The organism is Ensifer sesbaniae, assembly GCF_013283665.1.
In the GTDB taxonomy this organism is placed as follows: Bacteria; Pseudomonadota; Alphaproteobacteria; order Rhizobiales; family Rhizobiaceae; genus Ensifer; species Ensifer sesbaniae.
In genome coordinates, this window is sequence record NZ_JABEKU010000001.1 from 3105179 (window position 1) to 3122648 (window position 17470).

20 protein-coding genes and 1 tRNA gene are annotated in these 17470 nt (G+C 59.9%); 10 read left to right on the forward strand and 11 right to left on the reverse strand.

Annotated elements, in window-relative coordinates; all coding sequences use genetic code 11:
- Positions 1-449: 449 nt before the first annotated feature.
- Positions 450-526 (reverse strand) — tRNA-OTHER (locus BHMPCIPO_RS15110).
- A 7-nt stretch (positions 527-533) separates the two neighbouring features.
- Positions 534-707, reverse strand: a complete 174-nt coding sequence (locus tag BHMPCIPO_RS15115) for a hypothetical protein (protein WP_173517513.1) — start codon at positions 705-707, stop codon at positions 534-536.
- Here BHMPCIPO_RS15115 and BHMPCIPO_RS32905 point away from each other — a divergent pair.
- Positions 706-1101: a helix-turn-helix domain-containing protein gene (locus BHMPCIPO_RS32905; protein ID WP_246304326.1), complete on the forward strand. Its 396-nt coding sequence runs from the start codon at positions 706-708 to the stop codon at positions 1099-1101. The two genes, BHMPCIPO_RS15115 and BHMPCIPO_RS32905, sit on opposite strands and share 2 nt — an antisense overlap.
- 184 nt (positions 1102-1285) lie before the next feature.
- Here the strand turns inward: BHMPCIPO_RS32905 and BHMPCIPO_RS15125 are convergent, their stop codons facing one another.
- The 5 genes from BHMPCIPO_RS15125 to BHMPCIPO_RS15145 all read right to left on the reverse strand — a co-directional run bounded on the left by BHMPCIPO_RS15125 (position 1286) and on the right by BHMPCIPO_RS15145 (position 6756).
- The gene (locus BHMPCIPO_RS15125) at positions 1286-1555 is read right to left on the reverse strand and encodes a hypothetical protein (protein WP_173517514.1); all 270 of its coding nucleotides are present in this window, start codon (positions 1553-1555) and stop codon (positions 1286-1288) included.
- A 12-nt stretch (positions 1556-1567) separates the two neighbouring features.
- Positions 1568-3205, reverse strand: coding sequence for a terminase large subunit (locus BHMPCIPO_RS15130; RefSeq protein WP_173517515.1), 1638 nt, complete (start codon positions 3203-3205; stop codon positions 1568-1570).
- Positions 3196-3609: an HNH endonuclease signature motif containing protein gene (locus BHMPCIPO_RS15135; protein ID WP_173517516.1), complete on the reverse strand. Its 414-nt coding sequence runs from the start codon at positions 3607-3609 to the stop codon at positions 3196-3198. Before BHMPCIPO_RS15135 ends, BHMPCIPO_RS15130 begins: the two co-directional genes overlap by 10 nt.
- Positions 3606-5555, reverse strand: a complete 1950-nt coding sequence (locus tag BHMPCIPO_RS15140; protein ID WP_173517517.1) for an AAA family ATPase — start codon at positions 5553-5555, stop codon at positions 3606-3608. The genes BHMPCIPO_RS15135 and BHMPCIPO_RS15140 overlap by 4 nt, the downstream gene beginning before the upstream one ends.
- A gap of 301 nt (positions 5556-5856) precedes the next feature.
- Positions 5857-6756 carry a LysR family transcriptional regulator gene (locus BHMPCIPO_RS15145; RefSeq protein WP_173517518.1) on the reverse strand — a complete coding sequence of 300 codons (900 nt, stop codon included), beginning with the start codon at positions 6754-6756 and terminating at the stop codon, positions 5857-5859.
- Positions 6757-6855: 99 nt separating this feature from the next.
- Between BHMPCIPO_RS15145 and BHMPCIPO_RS15150 the strand changes: the two genes are divergently transcribed.
- Together BHMPCIPO_RS15150 and BHMPCIPO_RS15155 are read left to right on the forward strand one after the other, a co-directional pair.
- Entirely contained in the window at positions 6856-7332 is a 477-nt protein-coding gene (locus BHMPCIPO_RS15150) for a cupin domain-containing protein (protein WP_173517519.1), read from the forward strand.
- A gap of 71 nt (positions 7333-7403) precedes the next feature.
- Positions 7404-8249, forward strand: coding sequence for an arylamine N-acetyltransferase family protein (locus BHMPCIPO_RS15155; protein WP_173517520.1), 846 nt, complete (start codon positions 7404-7406; stop codon positions 8247-8249).
- A gap of 158 nt (positions 8250-8407) precedes the next feature.
- On the opposite strand, the gene BHMPCIPO_RS15160 is transcribed toward BHMPCIPO_RS15155, so the two are convergent.
- The 4 genes from BHMPCIPO_RS15160 to rfbC form a co-directional block, all read right to left on the reverse strand.
- Positions 8408-8944, reverse strand: coding sequence for an OmpA family protein (locus tag BHMPCIPO_RS15160; RefSeq protein WP_173517521.1), 537 nt, complete (start codon positions 8942-8944; stop codon positions 8408-8410).
- A gap of 13 nt (positions 8945-8957) precedes the next feature.
- A complete protein-coding gene (locus BHMPCIPO_RS15165; RefSeq protein WP_173517522.1) occupies positions 8958-9635 on the reverse strand; it encodes a L,D-transpeptidase in 678 nt (225 codons plus the stop codon).
- A gap of 565 nt (positions 9636-10200) precedes the next feature.
- Positions 10201-10671: an aminoacyl-tRNA deacylase gene (locus BHMPCIPO_RS15170; protein WP_173518187.1), complete on the reverse strand. Its 471-nt coding sequence runs from the start codon at positions 10669-10671 to the stop codon at positions 10201-10203.
- Positions 10672-10759: 88 nt separating this feature from the next.
- Positions 10760-11305: a dTDP-4-dehydrorhamnose 3,5-epimerase gene (rfbC, locus tag BHMPCIPO_RS15175; protein ID WP_173517523.1), complete on the reverse strand. Its 546-nt coding sequence runs from the start codon at positions 11303-11305 to the stop codon at positions 10760-10762.
- Between the two features lie 189 nt (positions 11306-11494).
- On the opposite strand from rfbC, the gene BHMPCIPO_RS15180 reads away from it, so the two are divergent.
- The 7 genes from BHMPCIPO_RS15180 to BHMPCIPO_RS15210 are packed head-to-tail and all read left to right on the forward strand — an operon-like array spanning position 11495 to position 17440.
- Positions 11495-12247, forward strand: coding sequence for a cephalosporin hydroxylase family protein (locus tag BHMPCIPO_RS15180; RefSeq protein WP_173517524.1), 753 nt, complete (start codon positions 11495-11497; stop codon positions 12245-12247).
- A 58-nt stretch (positions 12248-12305) separates the two neighbouring features.
- Positions 12306-13019 (forward strand): WbqC family protein, encoded by a 714-nt coding sequence (locus BHMPCIPO_RS15185; RefSeq protein WP_173517525.1) that lies wholly within the window; start codon positions 12306-12308, stop codon positions 13017-13019.
- Positions 13016-13741 (forward strand): class I SAM-dependent methyltransferase, encoded by a 726-nt coding sequence (locus BHMPCIPO_RS15190; RefSeq protein WP_173517526.1) that lies wholly within the window; start codon positions 13016-13018, stop codon positions 13739-13741. The genes BHMPCIPO_RS15185 and BHMPCIPO_RS15190 overlap by 4 nt, the downstream gene beginning before the upstream one ends.
- The gene (locus tag BHMPCIPO_RS15195; protein WP_173517527.1) at positions 13738-14610 is read left to right on the forward strand and encodes an NAD-dependent epimerase/dehydratase family protein; all 873 of its coding nucleotides are present in this window, start codon (positions 13738-13740) and stop codon (positions 14608-14610) included. The genes BHMPCIPO_RS15190 and BHMPCIPO_RS15195 overlap by 4 nt, the downstream gene beginning before the upstream one ends.
- Complete coding sequence (locus BHMPCIPO_RS15200; RefSeq protein WP_173517528.1) at positions 14607-15605, forward strand: ATP-grasp domain-containing protein; 999 nt, start codon at positions 14607-14609, stop codon at positions 15603-15605. The genes BHMPCIPO_RS15195 and BHMPCIPO_RS15200 overlap by 4 nt, the downstream gene beginning before the upstream one ends.
- A complete protein-coding gene (locus BHMPCIPO_RS15205; protein WP_173517529.1) occupies positions 15602-16312 on the forward strand; it encodes a metallophosphoesterase family protein in 711 nt (236 codons plus the stop codon). The genes BHMPCIPO_RS15200 and BHMPCIPO_RS15205 overlap by 4 nt, the downstream gene beginning before the upstream one ends.
- Positions 16313-16327: 15 nt before the next feature.
- Positions 16328-17440 carry a DegT/DnrJ/EryC1/StrS family aminotransferase gene (locus BHMPCIPO_RS15210; RefSeq protein ID WP_173517530.1) on the forward strand — a complete coding sequence of 371 codons (1113 nt, stop codon included), beginning with the start codon at positions 16328-16330 and terminating at the stop codon, positions 17438-17440.
- Positions 17441-17470: the final 30 nt, after the last annotated feature.

The following is a 17470-nucleotide window of genomic DNA, read 5'->3' on the forward strand; positions in this document are numbered from 1 at the left end:
GGTTTCGTTTCTCAGGCGGTCACCATCCCCGTTGCTTTCCTCGCCAATCGGTCGAGGTTATTCCCGCACAAGCGCGGAAATGCCGAAAAGCCCGGTCACCGTATGGGTGCCAGGCTAAAAACCTTCAGATTGAATTCCCCTCACAGGTAGCGGCCAAATCGGCGCCTTCCTATTGTTGCGCTCTTGCGCAGTCCCCGTTGCCGTCTCCGGCGGCTATCAGCGGTTGTCCCGCATCCATGGCGAATCGCCATTTCTTCTATTTTTGTATGGTAGCAAATTTTTACATTTTTGTCAAGATATTTCTTGACATTCAACGTAAATTGTGATCCGCGCCAACAAAGTTGTATATAGGCGGATGAATGAAGACCGACAAGGGCTTGATAGAAAAAGACCGGCCAGCGCGCTCGACGTGTAGGGCGAGGTGGTGGTCGCGCTGGCCATTGGTGACTTGGAGCCCTCGGCAGGGGTCGAACCTGCATCATCCATTACGTCTGTCAGGATAGAAGGCCTGCGACGGTACGAGGGCGAAACTGCTAGAGAGGCTCGCCGTGCACGGCCCAATAGAACTTGTTCCTCAGATCCTGCGCCCTTGATTGGACCTCGTAGAGCGCGAAGATCACTCCATTCGCCTCATCGTCCGAGAGATGGCCGATGCTGTGCTCGAAGTTAACGACGCCCTCGATGTGCGAAACAGCGATGCGGGTCATGTTCAGCAACCCGCAGATCGGATCCTCAAGATCGGATGGCTTCAGCGGTAGTGGACCATTAACCGTAGCATGGATCATTTCAGGGCACCTCGTTGCGCTCGTCATCGATATTAGGTATCAACATTTTCTATTGATTTATCACACGCGCTTCGCGTGTCAACAGAAAATGTTGATCGCTATGAAACCTTCGCAATGCCGCGCAGCCAGAGCGCTGCTTGACTGGACGCAACCGCAGTTGGCGACAGCCGCAGGACTCGGCCTGTCCACCGTGGTCGATTTTGAGAAGGAACGAAGATCTGTATCGATAGACGCTACCGCAGCGATGCGGACAGCGCTTGAGGCGGCCGGTATCGAGTTCATCAACGGAACGGGTGTGAAGATCGCCAGGCCATGAGGGGCAAGGAGCAATGCCTCCCCTTATTACAAACTTGGAGGCGCTTGAGGCATGCCTCAATGTGACGCTATGCGACACCCCTCTATATATACTCTCCACGAGAAGCCATAAAAGGTCACTTTTCGCCGAAAAAAGTTGCCCCGCCGCCAGAAGATGACGGCAGGGTGTTGCCATATTGTCGCAATTAGGACTTGTGGACTTTCTCAGCCCGAACAAAGAACATGCTGGCCGTATTCAGGATAGTTTCATCCCGAGGCGCGTTTCTATCCGTTCCTGGCGGAAGAAAGTCCTCGAATTCCTCCCTCGACCAATCCGGCCCAAGGAGCTTCACGAGAGTGCCGTCGACCGCACCGACCTCATAGACCATGGAGCTTTCATAGGTCGCCCATTTGCCCTCATAGTTATCGCCAGTCTCCAGCATTACTATGTTGTAGCTGCATCCAACTTCAAACATTCCCATCTCCTGTTATGCCGCCAGCAGGCACGCTGGCAGTGATTCCGGCTCGTGCCGCGATGCAATTTGCAACCCCATGGCGAGCGCGACAAGTCCATCTATACGTCCGCTGGCCTTACTCTTATCCAGCTTGCGCGCCCCCGCTGGATCGACCGTCACGACGGCATTGGCAGCACACATGCGCATCAACTGATTTCCAGCATGGTTCAGCTTCTGCTGCGCGACCGTCACCTCAAGAACGTCCACGGCCGGAGACATGTCCTTGTAGCCCTGCCCGAACGGCACGAGCGGTAGTTCGACCGATAGCTTTTCAAGCTCGCGCTTCAGATCCTCAATGCGCCAACGGTCGAAGGCGATTTCCTTGATGTCGAAGCGGGCGGCCTCGTCGGCGATGTATTCGGCCACGAGGGCGGGATCGATCACCTTGCCAGGAAGCAGGGTCAGCCGTGCGTCTGCCTGCTTCGCCCAGACATTATATGGAACGCGATCGGTGTCGCTCTTGCCCTCGATGTCGAACTCCGGGAGGAAGAACCGCGGCAAGACCGTGTAGCGGCCATCCTCTTCGGGGAACACGAGAACGAAACAAGTCAAATCCCGCGCAGCCGATAAGTCCAAGGCCCCGAAGCATTCACGCCCCTCCAGTTCCTTGTCATCGATCGGACCAAGGTTGCAGTCGTTCCACTCCCTCGCCGCAATAAAGCGCACAGTGCCGTCAATCCGCTGGTTCAAGACCTTGTTGCGGAAATCGGCCTCCTTCGACGGTATGCGCTGCGCCTGCATCGCCATGCGCTCGACCTGCTCATAGGAGAGGAAGTCGCCGAGGGCGGGGTTTGCCTTCTCCCACGTTGCTGGATCCCACGGATCATCATCCATGCTGGCCGAGAAAATGGCCAGGTGGAAGGAGTCGTCCTCGACTTCGCCGTCTCTGATCTTCAAGCCGTAATCGATCATTTCGGAGAAGAAGTGCGTGTCGTCCTTGGCCTGCGTCGAGATGGCAACGATCAGCGGCTCATCACGTGCGCCGAGGGCGGAGTCCATCGCGTCGAACAGGTCACGCTTCGGCCAATATCCGATCTCGTCGCAGAGAACGAATGAAGGCGACAATCCGAGCTTGGAGTCCGCGTCGGCTGACAGAGCCTTCAGGACCGATCCCTTGCCCTGACCGTCGAGGACTTCGATCTCCTTAGAGAACCGGATGATGTTCACCCGCTGCGAAAGCTCTGGGTGCGCCTCCAACATGGCCTTGCATTCTGCCCATGCCTTTGCCGCCTGCGCCTTATCCATGGCGCAAAAATAGATCTCGCCTCGCTCTTCAGCTTCTGGACCCACGAGGAAGCAGAGGGCCAAAGCTGCCGAGATTCCAGTTTTCCCGTTTTTGCGGCCCATAGAGAGGGCGGCCGTGCGAACGCGCCGCTTGCCCTCGTCATCCTCCGTGAAGATCGGCTCGAGAAACTGCTCAATCTGCCAATCGCGAAGTTTCATCTTCGTGCCGGCCAGCTTGCCTTGTGTGACTGGCATGTCCTCCATGAAGGCGATGACACGCTCCAGCCTGTCGAGGCCTTCAGCCTCCCATGGAAGCTCTTCGCGAAGGTTGCTGTTGGCCGCGATCAGGGTCTTTTTGGGCTTCGCGCCTGGTCCCCTTAGACCCATCGGTTGGCCTCCCGGTTAGGCAAAATCAAAACTAAGTCTTTGTTCGTCTCCCCCGCCGGTACCTGGCCGTCGATCGGCCGTCCTGCGAAGGCCCCCGTTTCCCATCCCTCTGGATCGATCGGGTTGCCATCCACGTCATAGCCCTTGAGCGCGCGCCTGAAGCCGGATGCATTGGGATGGTCCTTGGCGTTCGTCTTCGCGTTGTGGCACGGCTCACACATCGACATGAGACCGGCCAAGGGCGGGAAAGGATCGCCGCCCTTGGCTATCGCGATGATGTGGTCAACGACCTTGGCCTCCTCCACGACCTCCCGGCGAAGGCAGGCTTCGCAGAGAGGCTGGACCGAGAGCTTAGCAGCGCGGAGACCGCGCCACTGTGGTGTACCGTATGGCCAAGCGGTCATGCTTCACCTCCGCGACGAAGGAAGGCAGGCGGTTCGAAGTCATCGTCCTCACCATCCTTCATCTGCTGATACATATTCGTCAGAGGGGTTGTTACCGGTTCATGGTGCAGGGGGGCGGTAACATCGGTAACAACGGTAACAACACCATCATCATCCTCAGTCTCGTCCTGCCCTTCATAGTCCATTGTTACCTTGTTACCGTTGTTACCAGTGGTAGGGGTGTGAGCGTCGGTAACAACGAAGTCGGGATGAATGTAGCTGCCACGCCCTGATTTCTGGACTTCCCCGGCCTCGACCATCTTCAAGAGCAGCCGCCGAATGTTACCGCTCTTCATACCGGTAACAACCACGAGATCATTCGGGGACATGGCTTCACCCGCATGGCGGAGTGCATCCAAGATGTTACCGCGCTCATCAGATCGGCGAACTTCGGTAACATTGCCCTGAACGATCCACTTCGCAGTCGTCTTGTCGAACGTCACGGCGCTCTCGATTTCCTCGATATCGCGGCCACGGCCATACAGGGTGCAGCCGTTGCTGTTGCGGTCGAGCACGAGCGTAGTGTCGGCAGCGCCAGACAGGCCGAGCGAGCCGGAGACCGTTTCGAAGGGGTCGCCACTTTCGGACTGGGACTTGCGCGTGTGATGCACGATAACGATTGCGACGTTGCGCTTGGAGGCGATCTCTTGCAGATCCTTGATTGCGCGGTAGTCCCCATCATACAGCTGGTCCTTGCCGCTGCGGATCGGGCGGAACTGCGCTAGGACGTCCACGATGATCAGACGCGCGTTCTGATGCTGGTCCAGCCATTCATTGATGTAGGCAAGCCCGCCATCGTTCGCTCGTGGCCATTCAGTCGAGTAGTGGAACGATTCCGGCCATGCGGTCGGGATCAGCGGCGGCATCAGCTTCTTGATGCGGGAATGCAGGCGGCGCTGATTGTCTTCAAGCGCCAGCATCAGCACGTCGCCCTGCTCGCACTGGATACCGCCGAGACAGGTTCCGCCACGAGCAACGGCAAGCGCCATCTCCATGACCATCCAAGACTTGCCGAGCTTCGGTCGCCCTGCCAACAGTGTGCAGCCTTCGGCGATATACCCCGGCACAATGTACCTGATCGGCGCAAAGATCATCTTCTTGAGCGCGGCAGCGGTCCCGATGACAGGGCGCTTCGGATCGGCCTTGACCGTCTGGCCGGCAATGTGCGCCAGCAGATCGGCCTTGCCTTTGCCGGTGTCTAGATAGTCGGACACGTCGCCCTTCTCGGGCAGCATCGGGAAATGGACCGATCGAACGGAAGCGGCAATCCCCCGCAAGGCCCCCTCTACTTGATCAGCATGTTCACGCCCTGGCTTATCGTTGTCAGCGAGAATGATGACCTGCTTTCCGGTGAACCACTGGTTCAACTCCGGTCGCCATTTTCCCGCGCCTTCCGGTGCCGTGGTCGCCACGAGGCCCAGATCGGCCAGACGGTCGCAATCCTTCTCACCTTCGCAGATGTAGACGGTATCAGCCGCGATCACTTCCGGCAGGCGGTAGGGGATGCGGACCTGTTGCGCACCCTTCGCCCATTCCCTGCCGTTCCAGCTGTGCTGATAGAAGCTCTTGCCCGTCGGCTTATGAACCTTCGTCACGCGCAGGTAGGGCTGGCCGTGCTGATCACGATAAACGAACTGGGGATCGGTCGGACGATCAGAGCGAGGCGTCGGCTTCCAATCTGGCAGACCTGCGAGGCGTCGCACATGGTCGCGGCATTCAGCAGCGTCATCGCCTGCGAACGAATTGACGACGAACCCGTCAGGGTTGCTGGCGTCGTTCAGGACGGAAAGCGAGCGGTCGTCCTTGCCATGACCGGGACCGGGAATGCAGACCTTGTTACCAGACGTGTCCATGTCGGCAAAGCGCTTGCCGCCGACGGCTTCGAATACGGATTGCGCCACGTTCATGCGGCCACCTCTTGAACCGAGGAGTCCGAGAAGCTATAGTCGTGGTGTTGATGAATACCAAAGCCGTTCGCGACTGCAATCGCGGCGGCTTTTCCATTTGATGCGATCTCTCCGAGGTTAGGAGAAATCGGAAAAACGCATGAAGAAACAATGGGACGTTTTGGGAGGGTTAGTAGCTCTAACCCATTGATTCGGAACGCTCGTTGCATTCCTGTCGGGTGCGCCATTTTCCCCTTGAAGTCATTGATTTATCAGTCAAACGCACCCCGAACGCGATTATCACACGCTTCGCCGACATATCTCATCGCTCCGGCCGCAGTACTCCCGCCAGGAACGAGACGAAGCGTCGGACCTTCACCGCGATATGGCGATTAGCCGGATAGACCGCTTGCAGTTGTATCGTGCTGATATCCCAGTCGGGAAGGAGACGTATCAACCTGCCCTGTCTGAGGTCTTCGCCGACGATAAAATCGGGCAGGAGAACGATACCGACTCCCAGCAAGGCGGCGTCGCGCAGGCCAAGGCTGTGATTGAGTTCCAGCCGGGGCACGATCGGAATGCGATACTCCTCACCGTTCCTGCTGAACGGCCAGATCCGACCCCATCTCAGTTCGGCAAAGTGGAGACAGGAGTGGTGTGCGAGGTCATGCGGCGTCTCCGGTGCACCATGTTCGGCAATGTAAGCGGGCGAAGCGCAAATCATGATTGACGATGTCGCCAGTTGCCGGGTGATGAGATTGATATCGACCGAAAGGCGCCCTCGAATTGCAAGGTCGAAGCCATCCTCGATCAGGTTTACGGCCCGATGCGACAGGTCGAGTTCGATGGACACAGCCGGGTTCAGCTTGAGGAACTCCGAAACCGCCGGGACGATCACCAGATGCCCGAGATCGGGCGGCGCGGACACCCGCAATCGCCCGACGGCTTCCTTCTGGAACGAGGTTGCCGCCCGTTCGGCCTCCCTTATCTGCGGCAGGATTCCCGAGAGCGCTTCCCGGTAGGCAGCGCCCGCCTCGGTCAGGGCGACCTTGCGCGTCGATCTCTGGAAGAGGCGGATGCCGAGGCGATCCTCAAGCTGCCTCACCTGCGCCCCCACCGTCGCGCGCGACATGCCGAGCTCGTCCGCCGCCTTGGAGAAACTGAGATGCGTGGAAACCGACAGAAAGGCGGCAATCCCGTCAAGCGGATCGAGCGTTTTCACGAGAGCGATTATCCACTCAATGATGTCAATTCATCGATCTTATCATGAGACGCGGCACAAAGTAATCGATGGGTGTCCTCAAGCAGATGGAGACCCGACATGAAGACATTCACCTATGCGGCGGCATCACCGCCCGGCCATGGAACGCCGGCAATGGCGTTCGGCAAACACATCATACGCATGATGGCGGCCAATACAGGCGGCGCGCTGGGCATGCTTGAGGCCATCGTGCCGCCCGGAGAGGGACCGCCGCTTCATGTGCATGAGCGCGAGGACGAGTTCTTCCGCGTGCTGTCCGGCTGCTTCGGCTTCTGGTGTGCCGGCGACTACGTCGAACTGGCAGAGGGGGGCTGCATCGCGCTGCCGCGCGGCGTGCCGCATCGCTTCCGGAACATTGGAGAGACGGAAGGCCATCTGATGGTCGTCGTAACACCGGGCGGGTTCGAGAGCTTCTTTCCGATCATCGAGCTCTGCAAGCCTGAAACGCCCGAGCAGATCGCCGCCGTCGCAATGGATTTCGGCCTGACCTTCCTGCCCGACGAAGATCGCCCCGGCAAGGATCGCAAGGTCGCCTGATCCAGCGACTGCCCGCCCTGAACCACAGCACCGAGAACCGCAACAACGGTCCATCGAAAGGAGACCGAAGGATGACACGCATGCCTTCAAACGAAAACGCAATGACCCTGACAGCCGCCCAGCTGGACGCCTATCTCGCAAGGATCGGCGTCGAGCGGCCATCTTCTCTCGACCTGCACAGCCTGTCGAAACTGCACCGCGCTCACCTGATGACCTTCAGCTGGGAGGCGCTGGATGCCTTCATGGGATGGCCGTCCTCGGTCATCCCGGCATCCGCCTTCGCCAAGATGGTGAAGGGCAGGCGCGGCGGCTGGTGCTACGAGATGAACGGTCTCTTCGGCGCAGCGCTCGATGCGCTCGGTTTCCGGGTGACCCGCCTTTGCGGTGGCGTTGATCGTGAAAAACTGGGCGACATCGCCATCGGCAATCACCTGACCCTGCGTGTCGATCTCGACCGCGCCTATCTCGCCGAGGTCGGCGTGGCCGATGCCATCATCGAACCCGTGCCGCTTGCCGTCGGACCGATCAGCCAGCGCGGTTTCGATTTTTCGATCATGCCGACGGAGGACGGCTGGTTGCGCTTCAACAATCACGCGCATGGCATCGCGCGCAGCTTCGATTTCCGGGCCGACCACAGCGACGAGGCCGCCATGGCCGCCACGCAGGGCTGGTTGATGGGCGATCCCGGGTCACCGTTCACGAATGCGTTGGCGGTCCTGCGTCATACCGCCGACGGCTATGTCGCCCTGCAGAACGACCGCTTGCGCACGGTCACGCCCAACGGCGTTAGCGAGCGGCGCATTACAAGCGCGGACCATCTCGCGGACATGTTCGAAATAGTGTTCGACCTCGACGTTCCCCGCCCCGGAGACATCTGGGACAAGATCCAGGCGATTGGCCGCGATAAGGCGGCCTGAATAGCCCCTTTCAACACGATGGTTTCAAGGAAACATCCATGCTTCGTATAGTCGCATTCTGTATCGGTTTCGCACTGAACACGGCTCTTGCCGTTGTCGCAGGTTTCACTGATCAGGCTCCCGCCGGAGCCTACAAGACCGACCCGTCCGGCGCGCGATCAGATCGCGTCGCGCTCGGTGCGTAGATTGGAGACGACGCGGCGGTTCTGTACCTTGCAGGAGCGCTCCGTGCAGTCGCGGACCTCGCGGTCATTGCCGTAGCCCTTGGCCCACATGCGGTTCGGGTCCACGCCTTTCGAGCTGAGATAGGCCATGACCGCATCGGCGCGTTGCTGCGACAGCGTCGCCATCTTCGACGCGGAACCGGAATCGTCGGAAAAGCCCTGCAGCTTGACGAGCCAGCGCGGATTGCTGTTCAGCCAGATGGCCTGCTTGTCCAACGTTGCCTTGGCGACGGAATCGAGCGTGGCCGAGTCCTGCGTGAAGTAGGTCCGGCGGCCGACATTGAGGATGAAGTCCTCTTCGCTGCCAGCGGCAACCGTTTCGAAACCGGGCGCCGGATCGTCGGTTTGTCCGGTCATCGGCGCCACGGCCGGTTCTTCGACCGCGGCAATCTCGGTGGTGCTGCAGGCGGTCAAGGTCAGCAGAATGGCCGCAACAGAAAGCGGCCTCGTATATCCGGGCATAGCGGGCATCAGGGTGATTTTCCTATTCGACCGGATTTGCGACCGGGGTTGCTTGGCTGACCTCGGGGGCCTTGTCGGCAATATGCGGCAGGACCTGCACGGCTGTGCCGATCGGGCACCGCTGATAAAGATCGATCGCATCTTCGTTGAACATGCGGATGCAACCGCTGGAAGCATCCTTGCCGATGCTGCCCGGCTCCAGCGTACCGTGGAAGCGATAGCCGGTATCGACGCCATCGCGAAGCAGGTACATTGCGCGCGGGCCAAGCGGGTTCTTCGGCGAGCCGCCGTCGACGAATTCAGGCAGTTCGGGGTGGCGCTCCCGCATCTCCGGCGGCGGCGTCCACCGCGGCCAGAGCGATTTGCGGTCGATCGTGGCGCGGCCATACCATTTGAAGCCCTCGCGCCCGACGCCGACGCCATAGCGGATGGCCGTTTTGTTCTCCATGATCAGGTAGAGAAAATGGTGCCTGGTATCGACGACCACGGTGCCGATCGGCTCGCTGCTGAAATACTTGACGACCTGGCGCTGCCATTTCCTGTCGATCTTGGCGAAATTCGTGCTTCGATAGGTCACGCCATTGTCGACAGCCGGGCCGGCAAAATAGGACGTCGCTGCGGCAAAGGCCGGCTTCTGGACCGCGCCGGCGCCGAGCAGCGCCAAACCACCAAGCATAATATCCCTGCGGGTACACTCCATCGGCAATATCCCCCGAAAAGCCAAGCAGCGAGGCGCAGTAAAGCAGATTTTTCATTTGTCACAACGGAAAATTGTCAGATACCGATTCTTTCAGTGACTATTTCGCAAGGATTGTTTTGCCGATAGCTGCAGACCATCGGACGATTTTGCATGCTCTGCAGGTCTAGAACATGGGATTTGTCACCGGAGCGGCCACCCAGTGAACAATACCGGAACGTGACGTTTGCGAATGCGCCATAGTCGATTGGCTCTACTCGGCATTCGCAACAACGGCACGCTGGTTATTGTCGAATTTCACGACATCGGCGGATTACATTTAGGCGAAGATCGCCGTCGCGGCCTCGTGGAGCCGATGCAACGCTTGCCAATCACGTTGCCCGCAATCGGCTCGATGGCCGGCGCGGTCCGAGTTCCCCCGCCGCCGCTCCGATAGGCCCGACAGGTAGCGTTCCAGCGCGCCCATGCTCACCATCGGTTGGCCATCATTTCCGGTCCAAGCGATTCGCGCGCACGAACGCCGCCGCCGGCGAACCGCCGGTCTTGGCAATTCACCACTGCGCGGCCGTTACGCCGGGTGGCTGAAGCGAGCGATCTGCGCACCCTTCATCAGGTTGCGGAAGTTCGACCCGCTCATGTGCACCAGCGTCTTGTGGTCGCCGCCCTCGAAGTAGACGTCGTTTACGTCGCCCAGACTTTCGTCGAGCAACACCGGCACGTCATAGGCCGAACCGATGGGCGGCACCGCGCCGATATCGCAATCGGCGAAGAGGTTGCAGACCTCCTCCTCCGAAGCGAGACCGAGGCGCCGGTCCATCACGTCCTGCAAGGTGGAGAGTTCAACCCGGTGCGTGCTCGGCACAACGGCGAGCACGTAGCCCATCTCGTGGTGGACGACCACGGATTTGGCAAGCCTGTTGCCGGGTACATGCGCCGCTCTCGCAGTCTGGCTGGTGGTGGAAGTACGATGATGGGCGACGGTGTCATAGGCAACACCCGCATCATCGATATAGTCTTGAAGTTTTCTGGCGATCGTCATCGTCGACACCCCTTCTCTCTCGTGGTGGCGCGGAAAGGTCATTGTCCACCCATCCACCATGAAGTCAACGATGGTCAGCGTGCGGCAGTCAGCGCTCAGCCTTGAGCATGGAGAAAGCCTGATCGCGCGCCGACATCTGCGCGACCGGCAAAGGCCAGGCGATCCCCAGCCTTGGATCCAGGGCATTGAGGCCGCCTTCGGCCTGCGGCGCATAGGGCTTGTCGTGCAGGTAGATCAACTCGCAGTCGGCGCAAAGCGTCTGGAACCCATGCGCGAAACCACCGGGGATCATCATCGATCTCCCGTTTTCCGCGCTCAGCACCTCGCCATGCCATTGGAGGTAGGTCGGGGAGTCCGGCCGCATGTCGACGGCAACATCGAAGATCGTGCCGGCAAGACAAGAGACAAACTTCGTCTCGTCGTGCGGCGCCCGCTGGAAATGCATGCCGCGAACCGTGCCTGCCGCCCGCGTCAATGTGTGATTGATCTGCGCGATCGAACCCTCTGCGCCAAAATCGGCAAGTTCCTCGCGGCAGAAGAAGCGCGAAAAGAAGCCGCGATCATCGCCAAAGCGCTGACGTTCGACGACAATGAGACCCGCGAGGGGTGTGGGAACTCGGTTGAAGCGCGACATTTGAAACTTCCACGAGCGAGCGAGACGCCCTCTCTTTTCCCCCTTAAGAAACCGGCCTTGACCGTATTTGCAATTGCCGACATGAAAGCGTTCACAGGAAAGCGATTACGAATCGACGAGGCTGCCAGATCGCGAATCGCGACCTCCGGCATATTGGTGGATTGTATCCGAAAAAGGGCATCAGCAGTTATGGCAGTAGCAGACGATCGTCTCGCATTCGAGGCTCACAAGAAGGAAATGGCGCTCGCGCTCGGCAAGGACGACGCCGCCTTTCGCCAGTCTCTCGACACGCTGGTGACGCTCGACAAATATGACTATTCCTACCTCTGGTCGTTCATGGGCGTGCCGATCATCCAGATGCCGGCCGATGTCATGGCAACCCAGGAGGTCATCTGGAACACCAAGCCGGACGTCATCATCGAAACGGGCGTCGCCCGTGGCGGATCGGTGATCTTCATGGCCGCGATGCTGCAACTGATCGGCAAGGGCAGGGTCATCGGCGTCGACATCGACATCCGCGCCCACAATCGCGACTCGATCGAAAAGCACCCGATGTCCTCGCGTATCACGCTGATCGAGGGCCCGTCGACGACGGCCGAAACGCTGGCGAAGGTGAAGGCCGAAATCCCGGAGGGCGCCTCGGTCATGGTGGTGCTCGACAGCGACCACAGCCGCGACCACGTGCTGGACGAATTGCGCGCCTACGGCCCGCTCGTCACCGAAGGCCAGTACATGGTGGTGGCGGATACGGTTCTCGGCTGGGCCGACGCATCGCAGACCCCCACCAAGCGCTCAAAAATCTGGCGCGCCGGCGACGAGCCCTACGCGGCGCTCACGGCTTACATGGAAGAGACGACCCGCTTTGAGGCCGACGAGGCATTGAACGGCAAGCTCGTGCTTTCAAGCTCGCCGCGCGGCTATCTGAAATGCGTCAGCGCCTGACGCCGGCAACCAGGGCCAAGGAAACTATCCCCACGGCAAGGTAACGAACGAACAGCTTATGGACCGCACCATCGTTGTCTCGCAATCTATGTATTTCCCTTGGGTTGGACTGCTCGAACAGGTCCGCCTGGCGGATGTCTTTGTGCACTACGACGACGTTCAGTTTGCCCGGGGCTTCTTTAACAGGGTGCAGGTGAAGACCAGCGGCGGCCGGAATTGGATCACGGTTCCGTTGCGGGATCATCACCAGGGCGACCTGATCGACGAGGTCGTCATCGATGACCGCGAAGACTGGCGAAGCAAGCACCGAAAGGTCCTGCAGCACGCCTACCAGAAGGCCCCATTCCGCGACGACATGCTGAAGATCGTGGACAAGGTCTTTAATCGGAATGCGCCGACATTGGCCGAGCTTGCCCGTCATTCGATCCTCGAGCTCGTGCGCTATTTCGATCTCCCGGCCCCGGAGTTCTTGAACGCGCGCGCGCTCGGCATCGGCGGCTCGGGTAGCCAGCGGCTTTACGATATCGTCACCCGGCTCGACGGCAGCATCTACGTCACGGGCCACGGGGCAAAAAACTATCTCGACCACGAACTCTTCGAGCGCAACGGCATCAACGTGCGCTACATGAGCTACGAGCTCACCCCCTATCCGCAACTCTATGGCGAATTCACCCCTTATGTTACCGGCCTGGATCTTGTTGCCAATTGTGGGCCGGAAGGTGCAAGTGTCGTGCGGTCGGGAGCGATCGATTGGAAGGAATTTACGCAATGACCTCCGAGAACCTGGATGCCGTCGCATCGGAATACCTTCCGAATGCGCCGACCGCCATTGAAAACGACCTGATCCTCAACTGGTATCCGCAGCGTGTGGTCAAGCGCTTCGGGTCCTGCCATTCATTGCTGGACCTTGGCATCGGTCACGGCTACACCCCGCATCTCTTCAACGCGGTTTGCGAGCGTCATGTGATCGTCGAAGGATCGCAGCTGGTGATCGACCTCTTCAAGGAGAAGAGCCCCGATTTCGCCGGCGAAATCGTTTTCTCCTATTTCGAGAACTTCGACACCGACGAGCGCTTCGACGTCATCGTGATGGGCTTCATCCTCGAGCACGTGGACGATCCCGGCTATGTGCTGGATCGCTTCAAGCGCTTCCTCAAGCCCGGCGGCCGGCTCTTTGCTGCCGTGCCGAATGCAAAATCCCTGAACCGCCGGCTCGGCCTGGAGCTCGGCAAGATCGATGACATCTATAGCCTGAACGCCAACGATCTCGCCCTTGGACACAAGCGCCAATACTGCCGCGACACGTTCCGCAGCGAGTTGCAAAACCATGGGTTCCGGGTCGTGCATGAGGAAGGCATCTACCTGAAACCGCTGCCGCTGCCGGTGCTACAGACGCTGCCCGATTTCCAGGCCAATTTGCAGGCCATGCTGCAGGTCGGCATCGAATTCCCGGATCTGTGCGTCGGCCTTTTGATGGAAGCCGAGCCGACATGAAGAAGGCGGCCGTCATCGGCGCACGATCGATGCTTGGGAGTCATGTGGTTGCACAGCTTCGAGCGTGCGGCATTGAAACGCTGAGCGTCGGGCGCTCGTCCGAGGACGATCTCTTCTTTGACCTGGAAGGCGCTCTCGCCGGCACCTCCGGCGCGTCCGCCGATATCGTCTTCCATTGCGCCTCGAGCTTTGGCGACGACAGCGATGCCGGCCTGAGGCAGAACTACGCAACGAACACCACGAGCTCCCTGGGCGTTGCCGAACTCGTCCTTCGGCTGAATGCAAGAGCCTTGGTCTATGCCGGCTCAATCTGGTCCTATGAAAACCTGAACCGAGACCGGTTCACATCCTATGGGCTCACCAAAGCTCTGGCCGAGCAGCTGTTGAGCTGGCAGTTGCAAAAGCAGGGCAAGCTCTTCTGCAGCCTTCGACTGTCACAACTGTACGATACCGAAGGGCGATGCTGCGCCCATCAGCCGTGGTTCGGCCGGATCATCGCCTACGCCTCTCGTGGTGCGACCATTCGGATGCCGGATTCGCGGGGTTCTCAAAACTTCCTCCATGTACGCGATGCCGCAGATCTGATGATACGTGCGGCGCAAAAAGGGCTGTCGGGTGTCCATGCGGCAGTTCACCCCGATCCCTTGAGCTACCGTGATATCGCCGATATCGCTTACGACGTGTTCGGTCGTGGCGGAGCGGTCGAAGTCGCACCGGAAAAGACGTCCTTCCGGCCTGTTGACACCCCCGCAGCGGAGGGGACGCTGACGACGTTGGGGAAGCTCTCCTTGGCCACAATGCACGAAGGCATCAGCGGCATCCGGGATGCCGGTACGGCCAGCGCCTTCGGACCAATGGACGTGAAATGATGGACAAAGCCGACAAGCAGCCGCAACGGACGATCACGGTTGTCGTAACGGCAGTCGGCGCGATCATCGGCCAAGGGATCGCCGCATCGCTGCGAAAGCTGGATACCCCGATCCGCATCGTCGGCGTCGATCGGGACGCCGATGGCATCGGCCGGCATTGGTGCGACCATTTCGTCGCCAAGCCGGCCTGCGACGAGGCCTCACCGGAGTATCTCGATTTCTGGCTGGATCTGCTGCAGCGCGAAGACGTCGCGGTGGTGCTGCCTGGCCTGGAGCACGATGTTCTGTTTTTCAACGAACACCGCGCCGTGTTCGACACGATAGCGACGCGGATAGCGCTGAACACGGCCCATCTGATTGCCCTCGCTCAGGACAAATGGGACATGGGCACGGCCCTGTTGCAGGCCGGACTTCCGGCAATCCCGAGTACGCTCAACCGGAACCTTGCCGACTGCGAACGCGAACTGGGCCCCTTGCCGTTGCTCTTGAAGCCCCGCCGCGGAAATGGCTCACGAGGCATCGTGCTGCTTCGTGACAAGGCGGATTTCGACTACTGGACGCACAAGAGCGCCGACGATTTCCTCATTCAAAAACGTGTCGGCACGGACGATCAAGAATACACCGTCGGTGCATTTGGCCTCGGCGACGGCACGATGCTGCCGCCGATCATCTTCCGTCGGAGATTGTCGGTCGCCGGCAACACGCAATATGCCGAGGTCGTCGATGCTCCCGTCATCACGAAAGCGGTTCAGCAGCTTGCCGAACACTTCAAGCCGCTTGGGCCGACGAACTATCAGTTCCGGCTAGAGGGCACGACCCCCTATCTGCTCGAAATCAATCCCCGCTTCTCGAGCAGTACGTCACTGCGCGCAGCCTTCGGCTACAACGAGGCGGCGATGGCCCTCGACTATTACGCATACGGGAAAAAACCCGAGGCACCGGAGATCAAAACGGGCCGTGCCTGGCGCTACTCAGAAGATCTGGTCGTCCTATGATCGCCATCATTTCCGACATTCACGGCAACCTTCCTGCCCTGCAGGCAGTACTCGCACGCATCGACGAACTCGGCTGCAGCTCAGTGCTTTCGCTTGGTGACGTCGTCGGATACTACGCCCAACCGGGCGAGTGCATCGACGCGCTGAAAGCACGCGGCATTGTGAACATCATGGGCAATCACGACCATTACATCGTCAGCGGCGAAGGCTGCCCGCGATCGAAGATGGTCAACGACATCATCGAGTACCAGAGAGGCGTCATCTCGGCCGATCAACGCGCCTGGCTCGGCGGATCGCGATCCTATGTCATCGACGGATCGACCTACTTCGTCCACGGCAGTTGGCAGGATCCGATAGACGAATATCTCTACAAGATCTCGGAAGCGCAGTTCCCCGACGGGTGCGAACGGCTGTTCGCCGGGCATACCCATGTGCAGGTCCGTCTGGAGATCGGAAGCAAGTCTTTCTGCAATCCCGGCTCGGTCGGGCAGCCGCGCGACGGCGACCCGCGCGCCGCTTTCGCGACGCTTTCCGAGGCAGGTATCGAGCTCCATCGCGTCCCCTATGACATCGACCGGACTGCCCATCATATGCGGCAGGCCGGCTTCCCGGACCGCTATTACGAGAACCTCTATCTCGGCGCGCAGATCGGCGGCCGGATTGACAAGATCGTTGCTGCAGAGGCAACCAACGACCGATCGGCTTGAGCACAGGCAGCCCACATGACGAAACCTCGCATCCTCTACACCAAGCCCTCAATCACCGAACGCGAAGTCGCCTATGCCACCGACGCAGCGGCGAACGGCTGGGGCGAGCGCTGCTACGACTACATCAACCGCTTCGAGGCCGCCTTTGCCGCCCATCTCGGCGTCACCCATGCGATCTCGACGTCAAGCTGCACCGGCGCGCTGCACATGGGCCTTGCCGCCCTCGGCGTCGGGCCGGGCGATGAAGTCATTCTCGCCGACACGAACTGGACCGCATCCGCCGCCCCGATCGTCCACCTCGGAGCAAAGCCTGTCTTTGTCGATGTGCTCCCCGACAGCTGGTGCATCGATCCCGAGAAAGCGGCGGCGGCGATCACGCCGAAGACCAAGGCGATCATCGCCGTGCACATCTACGGCAATCTCTGCGACATGGACCGCCTGCTCGCAATCGGCGCGCGGCACGACATCCCCGTTGTCGAGGACGCAGCCGAAGCACTCGGATCGGAATGGCGCGGACGCAAGGCCGGCTCGCTCGGCGCCTTCGGTGCATTTTCGTTCCACGGCACCAAGACCGTGACGACCGGCGAAGGCGGCATGTTCGTCACCAGCGACAGCAAGCTCTACGAAAAGGTGCTGACTCTTTCCAATCACGGCCGGGCGCGCGGACAAAAGAAGCAGTTCTGGCCGGACGAGGTCGGTTTCAAATATAAGATGTCGAACCTGCAGGCGGCCGTGGGTCTCGCCCAGATCGAACGCGTGAACGAACTGGTCGAGCGCAAGCGCGAGATCTTCTACGCCTATCAGGAACAACTCGCGGGCGTGAACGCCATTTCCATGAACCCGGAACCGGCGGATACGAAGAACGGCTTCTGGATGCCGACGGTCGTTTTCGCGCCGGAAACCGACGTCACGCGGGAAAAACTGCAGGGTGCTTTCGCCGCCGAGAACATCGACGCCCGCGTTTTCTTCTGGCCGCTGAGCTCGCTGCCACCCTTCGAAAGCGTGCCGGAAAACACCGTTGCCTATGACCTTCCCGGCCGGGCGATCAATCTGCCGAGCTATCACGACATGACGGCCGAAGAGATCGGCCGGGTCGTGCAGGTGTTGCGCGACTGCGCTACCGCCTGAGTCCGAGTTTCCAAAGAAATGTCCAAGCGC

Excerpts from the sequence above, each read along its gene's own strand:
- BHMPCIPO_RS32905 (WP_246304326.1), top strand. The coding sequence starts at position 706 with ATGTTCAGCAACCCGCAGATCGGATCCTCAAGATCGGATGGCTTCAGC.
- BHMPCIPO_RS15115 (WP_173517513.1), bottom strand. The coding sequence starts at position 707 with ATGACCCGCATCGCTGTTTCGCACATCGAGGGCGTCGTTAACTTCGAG.
- BHMPCIPO_RS15125 (WP_173517514.1), bottom strand. The coding sequence starts at position 1,555 with ATGTTTGAAGTTGGATGCAGCTACAACATAGTAATGCTGGAGACTGGC.
- BHMPCIPO_RS15130 (WP_173517515.1), bottom strand. The coding sequence starts at position 3,205 with ATGGGTCTAAGGGGACCAGGCGCGAAGCCCAAAAAGACCCTGATCGCG.
- BHMPCIPO_RS15135 (WP_173517516.1), bottom strand. The coding sequence starts at position 3,609 with ATGACCGCTTGGCCATACGGTACACCACAGTGGCGCGGTCTCCGCGCT.
- BHMPCIPO_RS15140 (WP_173517517.1), bottom strand. The coding sequence starts at position 5,555 with ATGAACGTGGCGCAATCCGTATTCGAAGCCGTCGGCGGCAAGCGCTTT.
- BHMPCIPO_RS15150 (WP_173517519.1), top strand. The coding sequence starts at position 6,856 with ATGAAGACATTCACCTATGCGGCGGCATCACCGCCCGGCCATGGAACG.
- BHMPCIPO_RS15155 (WP_173517520.1), top strand. The coding sequence starts at position 7,404 with ATGACACGCATGCCTTCAAACGAAAACGCAATGACCCTGACAGCCGCC.
- BHMPCIPO_RS15160 (WP_173517521.1), bottom strand. The coding sequence starts at position 8,944 with ATGCCCGCTATGCCCGGATATACGAGGCCGCTTTCTGTTGCGGCCATT.
- BHMPCIPO_RS15165 (WP_173517522.1), bottom strand. The coding sequence starts at position 9,635 with ATGGAGTGTACCCGCAGGGATATTATGCTTGGTGGTTTGGCGCTGCTC.
- BHMPCIPO_RS15170 (WP_173518187.1), bottom strand. The coding sequence starts at position 10,671 with ATGACGATCGCCAGAAAACTTCAAGACTATATCGATGATGCGGGTGTT.
- rfbC (WP_173517523.1), bottom strand. The coding sequence starts at position 11,305 with ATGTCGCGCTTCAACCGAGTTCCCACACCCCTCGCGGGTCTCATTGTC.
- BHMPCIPO_RS15180 (WP_173517524.1), top strand. The coding sequence starts at position 11,495 with ATGGCAGTAGCAGACGATCGTCTCGCATTCGAGGCTCACAAGAAGGAA.
- BHMPCIPO_RS15185 (WP_173517525.1), top strand. The coding sequence starts at position 12,306 with ATGGACCGCACCATCGTTGTCTCGCAATCTATGTATTTCCCTTGGGTT.
- BHMPCIPO_RS15190 (WP_173517526.1), top strand. The coding sequence starts at position 13,016 with ATGACCTCCGAGAACCTGGATGCCGTCGCATCGGAATACCTTCCGAAT.
- BHMPCIPO_RS15195 (WP_173517527.1), top strand. The coding sequence starts at position 13,738 with ATGAAGAAGGCGGCCGTCATCGGCGCACGATCGATGCTTGGGAGTCAT.
- BHMPCIPO_RS15200 (WP_173517528.1), top strand. The coding sequence starts at position 14,607 with ATGATGGACAAAGCCGACAAGCAGCCGCAACGGACGATCACGGTTGTC.
- BHMPCIPO_RS15205 (WP_173517529.1), top strand. The coding sequence starts at position 15,602 with ATGATCGCCATCATTTCCGACATTCACGGCAACCTTCCTGCCCTGCAG.
- BHMPCIPO_RS15210 (WP_173517530.1), top strand. The coding sequence starts at position 16,328 with ATGACGAAACCTCGCATCCTCTACACCAAGCCCTCAATCACCGAACGC.